3 protein-coding genes and 1 pseudogene are annotated in these 4,405 nt (G+C 71.1%); all 4 read right to left on the bottom strand.

Annotated features, from left to right (window positions below; genetic code table 11):
- Positions 1 to 542: 542 nt before the first annotated feature.
- Positions 543 to 1,496, bottom strand: coding sequence for a M28 family metallopeptidase (locus tag AOK15_RS33585; protein ID WP_055522096.1), 954 nt, complete (start codon positions 1,494 to 1,496; stop codon positions 543 to 545).
- Between the two features lie 374 nt (positions 1,497 to 1,870).
- Entirely contained in the window at positions 1,871 to 2,923 is a 1,053-nt protein-coding gene (gene rarD / locus AOK15_RS33580; RefSeq protein ID WP_079058856.1) for an EamA family transporter RarD, read from the bottom strand.
- A gap of 127 nt (positions 2,924 to 3,050) precedes the next feature.
- Positions 3,051 to 3,905: an NAD(P)H-binding protein gene (locus AOK15_RS33575; RefSeq protein ID WP_055522095.1), complete on the bottom strand. Its 855-nt coding sequence runs from the start codon at positions 3,903 to 3,905 to the stop codon at positions 3,051 to 3,053.
- A 170-nt stretch (positions 3,906 to 4,075) separates the two neighbouring features.
- Positions 4,076 to 4,405 (bottom strand): annotated as a pseudogene (locus tag AOK15_RS33570) (2-oxoacid:ferredoxin oxidoreductase subunit beta); the annotation flags it as partial.

Below are 4,405 nucleotides of genomic sequence, written 5' to 3'. Positions count from 1 at the left end.
CACACAGGACCGGGTGCGGGGTCGGCCGCGCCCCACGGCCGCTGATCGCCTCGGCGAAGCCCCGCCGTAGGGACCGGGTTCGGGGCCGGGCGCGCCCGCGGCCGTCGGCCCACACAGGACCGGGTGCGGGGCCGGGCGTGCCCCGCCGGCGCTGACCACACACGACCGCTACGCCTCCGACACGCCTCCGGGGCCGGTCGGCCACATGGTGTCGCCGACCGGCCCCGGACACGAACAAGCCCCCTCACGGAGCGCGAGCGCCGACGCACCGCCGCATCGCCACGCCACCGCTCCGCTGTCAGGACGCGGCGCCCGTCACGGCACCCGCCCCAGCCGGCTCGCACTCTCGTTCTCAAGGGCCCGGCGCCTGTCACAGCACACGCTCCAGCCAGCCCCTGATCTCGTTCTCAAGGGCCCGGTGCCCATCTCGGCACCCGCCCCCTCCAGCCGACTCCTACCCTCGCTTTCAAGGGCGGGGCGGCCGTCACGCCACCCACACCCCCCAGCCGGCGGCTCCTACCTCCGCCCATGGCTGTCGGCGTCTACTTCGACAGCTCCCACACCGCGTACGCCAGCGCGTCCGAGTTCCGGTCCAGGGCCGTGTCGTTGATGTTGGACGTCGTGTCGCAGGACGAGTGGTAGCAGCGGTCGAACGCCTGCCCGGACGTGCCACCCCACTTCGTCGCCTGCGCGGCGGTCTTCGCGCGGCTCGCGCCCGTGAAGAGGCCGCCCACCGGGACGCCCGCGCTCTTGAACGGCGCGTGGTCGGAGCGGCCGTCGCCCTCGGTCTCAATCTCCGTGGGGACGCCGATGCCCGCGAAGTAGTCCTTGAAGGTCTTCTCGATGGTGGGGTCGTCGTCGTAGACGAAGTACCCGGGGTTCGGCGACCCGATCATGTCGAAGTTGAGGTAGCCGCTGATCTTGGCGCGGTTCGCGGAGGACAGGTTGTTGACGTAGTAGCGCGAGCCGACCAGGCCCAGCTCCTCCGCGCCCCACCAGGCGAACCGGAGGTGCTTGGTGGGCTGGTAGCCGGTGCGGGCCACGGTCAGCGCGGCCTCCAGCACGGCGGCGGAACCGGAGCCGTTGTCGTTGATACCGGCGCCGGAGGTGACGCTGTCGAGGTGCGAACCGGCCATGACGACCTTGTTGGTGTCGCCGCCGGGCCAGTCGGCGATCAGGTTGTACCCGGTGCGGCCGCCGGACGTGAAGGACTGCACGGTCGTGGTGAAACCGGCGGCGTCCAGCTTGCCCTTCACATAGTTCAGGGAGGCCGTGTAACCGGCGCGGCCGTGGGCTCTGTTGCCGCCGTTGGCGGCGGCGATGGACTGGAACTGGGTGAGGTGGGCCTTGACGTTGGCCACGGGCAGGTCGGGCGCGGCGGCCACGGCCTCCGGGGCGGGAGCCGCCCCGGCTATGGACCCGCTGGTGAAGAGCGTGGCCGCCGCGACGGCGACGGCGGCAGCGGCACGCCCGGTGACTGGAACAGAGAGCTTCATGTGGGGGCTCCGAATTCCAAGGGATTCACGTGAACCGCTGTTGGCGTGTTCATGTCGAATCCGAGTGAATGAGGTGCCAGGATGGTGCGGGCGTGGCTGACTTTCCGTCAAGAGCGCTATTCGGCCACGGGTGTTCGCATGTCGGACTCATCGGGCGAAACAGTGGTCGACGCCATGACGGAGCGACGGAGCGACGGAGCGGCCGCGCGACGGCGCGGCGGAGCGGCCGGACAGGGCGACGGCGGGCCGCCGGGGAGGCGGCCCGCCGTCGTGTGTCGGGTGAGGGGATTCTGAAAGATCGCCGTCTGGTGCGAGCGGGTGGGAACGGGTGCGAGCGGGTGCGAGTGGCGCGCGTGCAGAAGCGGGGTCCTACCTCAGCTCCCGGTCTTCGGGGCGACCGTCTCGGCCTCCGGAAGAGCCTCCGGAAGACCCTCCGGAACAGCCGTCGGAACAACCTCTGGAACAGCCTCCGGCACGGGTGCCGACAGGGGCGCCGACGCGGTTTCCGGCTGCGCCTTCGGCGTACGCGCCCCGCCCCAGCGGCGGGCGGTCCGCAGCGCGTCCCACGTCAGCAGCGACAGCGCCAGCCACACCAGGGCGAAGCCCGCCCATCGCTCGGGCGGCATGGCCTCGCCGAAGTACAGCACCCCGAGCAGGAACTGGAACACCGGCGCCATGTACTGGAGCAGCCCCAGCGTGGACAGCGGCACCCGGATCGCGGCCGCCCCGAAGCAGACCAGCGGCAGCGCGGTGACCAGTCCGGTCGAGGCCAGTAGCAGGGCGTGCCCGGTGCCCTCCGTGCCGAAGGTGGACTCGCCGCGCGAGCCCAGCCACAGCAGATAGCCGAGGGCGGGCAGGAAGAGGATGACGGTCTCCGCGGCGAGCGACTCCGTGCCACCCAGGTTGACCTTCTTCTTCACCAGCCCGTACGTGGCGAAGGAGAAGGCGAGGCAGAGGGAGATCCACGGCGGCCGCCCGTAGCCGATGGTCAGCACGAGGACGGCGGTGAAACCGACGCCGACCGCCGCCCACTGCACGGGCCGCAGCCGTTCCTTCAGGAGCAGGACGCCCATGGCGATGGTGACGAGCGGGTTGATGAAGTACCCGAGGGAGGCCTCGACGACCTGGCCGTTGTTCACGGCCCAGATGTAGACGCCCCAGTTGACGGCGATCACCGCCGCCGCGACCGCGATCAGGGCGAGCTTGCGCGGCTGTCGCAGCAGCTCACCGGCCCACGCCCAGCGCCGCAGCACCAGCAGGGCGATCCCCACGAAGCCGAGGGACCACACCATGCGGTGGGCGAGGACCTCCACCGCGCCGGCCGGCTTGAGCAGGGGCCAGAAGAGCGGGACGAGCCCCCACATCCCGTACGCCGCGAAGCCGTTCAGCAGACCTATCCGGTGTTCGCCCTTCGACTGCGCCGCCACGGCCCCTCCTTCTCGACCGGCCGCGCCCCGCGGCCCAAGTCCCACGAAGGTAACGCCGACCACCCCCAGCTGTCATGCCCGTATCGCCATACGGTCATGACAGCCGGGGGTGGCTGTCGTTCGGGGCTCAGGCCTTGAGCGCCGCCTTGATCGAGTCCGCGATCGGCGTGGTCGGGCGGCCGATCAGCCGGGAGAGGTCGCCGGAGGAGACGACCAGCTCGCCCTTCTCGACGGACGCGTCGACACCCGCCAGGATCGCGGCCAGCGGCTCGGGGAGGCCGACGCCGGTGAGGATGCCGGCATAGGCGTCGACGGAGACGGCGTTGTTCGCGATCTCCTTGCCGGTCTGCCGGCTCAGCTCGGCCGCGTACTCGGCGAAGCTCCATGCGACGTCGCCGCCGAGCTCGTACGTCTTGTTCTCGTGACCCTCGCCGGTCAGCACGGCGACCGCGGCGGCCGCGTAGTCCGCGCGGGCGGCGGAGGACACCCGGCCCTCACCGGCGGCGTGCGTGACGGCGTTGTACTCCAGGACGGGGCCGAGCTGCTCGGTGTAGTTCTCGTTGTACCAGCCGTTGCGCAGCAGCACGTACGGCAGACCGGAGGCGAGCAGCGTCTCCTCGGTGCCGCGGTGGTCGTCCGCCAGCGCCGCCGTCAGGCTGCCCGGCGCGCTGGTGTAGACGAGGAGCGCGGCACCGGCGGCCTTGGCGGCGTCGATGACGACCGTGTGCTGCCCGACGCGGTCGTTGCCGACCTCGCTGCCGGAGATCAGCAGGACCTTGTCACCGGCGGAGATGACGCCGTCGAAGGTCTCGGGGGCGCTGTAGTCCGCCACGGCGATCTTCACGCCGCGCGCCGCGAGCCCGGCGGCCTTCTCCTCGTTGCGTACGACGGCCGTGATCTGCTCGGCCGGAACCTTCTCCAGCAGGCCCTCGACGACGAATGTGCCGAGGTTCCCGGTCGCTCCGGTGACGACGATGCTCATGATGAAACTCCTCCAGGGGGCGAGTGCGCGCCACTAACCCTAGGGGGTGCGCTAACTCTTCGAAAGTACCCACCTTCAGGTAAGTACCCCAGCGGTGTCCCATGCATACGGAGAGGCCCGGTCCGCACGCTCGCCGCGCGGACCGGGCCTCTCCGGATGTGCGTCGCAGGTCAGCCGACGACCGTCCAGGTGTCCCCGCCCGCGAGCAGCGCCGACAGGTCGCCCTTGCCGTACTGCTCGATCGCGTTGTCCAGCTGGTCGGCCATCTGTGTGTCGTAGACGGGTCGGTCGACGGAGCGGAACACGCCGATGGGGGTGTGGTGCAGGGTGTCGGGGTCGGCGAGCCGGGAGAGGGCGAACGCGGTGGTGGGGGAGGGGGTGTGGGCGTCGTGGACGAGGATGCGGGCCTCGTTGTCCGGGGTGACGGTGACGACCTTCAGATCCCCGGTCGTGTCGTCCCGGATGACGCCCCGGGTGCCGTCGGTGCCGAAGCGGATGGG

Source organism: Streptomyces ossamyceticus, assembly GCF_001418475.1.
Classification (GTDB): domain Bacteria; phylum Actinomycetota; class Actinomycetes; order Streptomycetales; family Streptomycetaceae; genus Streptomyces; species Streptomyces ossamyceticus.
This window is presented reverse-complemented; position numbering and strand designations above follow the sequence as displayed.

What these genes read in the sequence shown, in the direction of transcription:
- AOK15_RS33585 (WP_055522096.1), bottom strand. Translation starts at nt 1,496, where the DNA reads ATGAAGCTCTCTGTTCCAGTCACCGGGCGTGCCGCTGCCGCCGTCGCC.
- AOK15_RS33575 (WP_055522095.1), bottom strand. Translation starts at nt 3,905, where the DNA reads ATGAGCATCGTCGTCACCGGAGCGACCGGGAACCTCGGCACATTCGTC.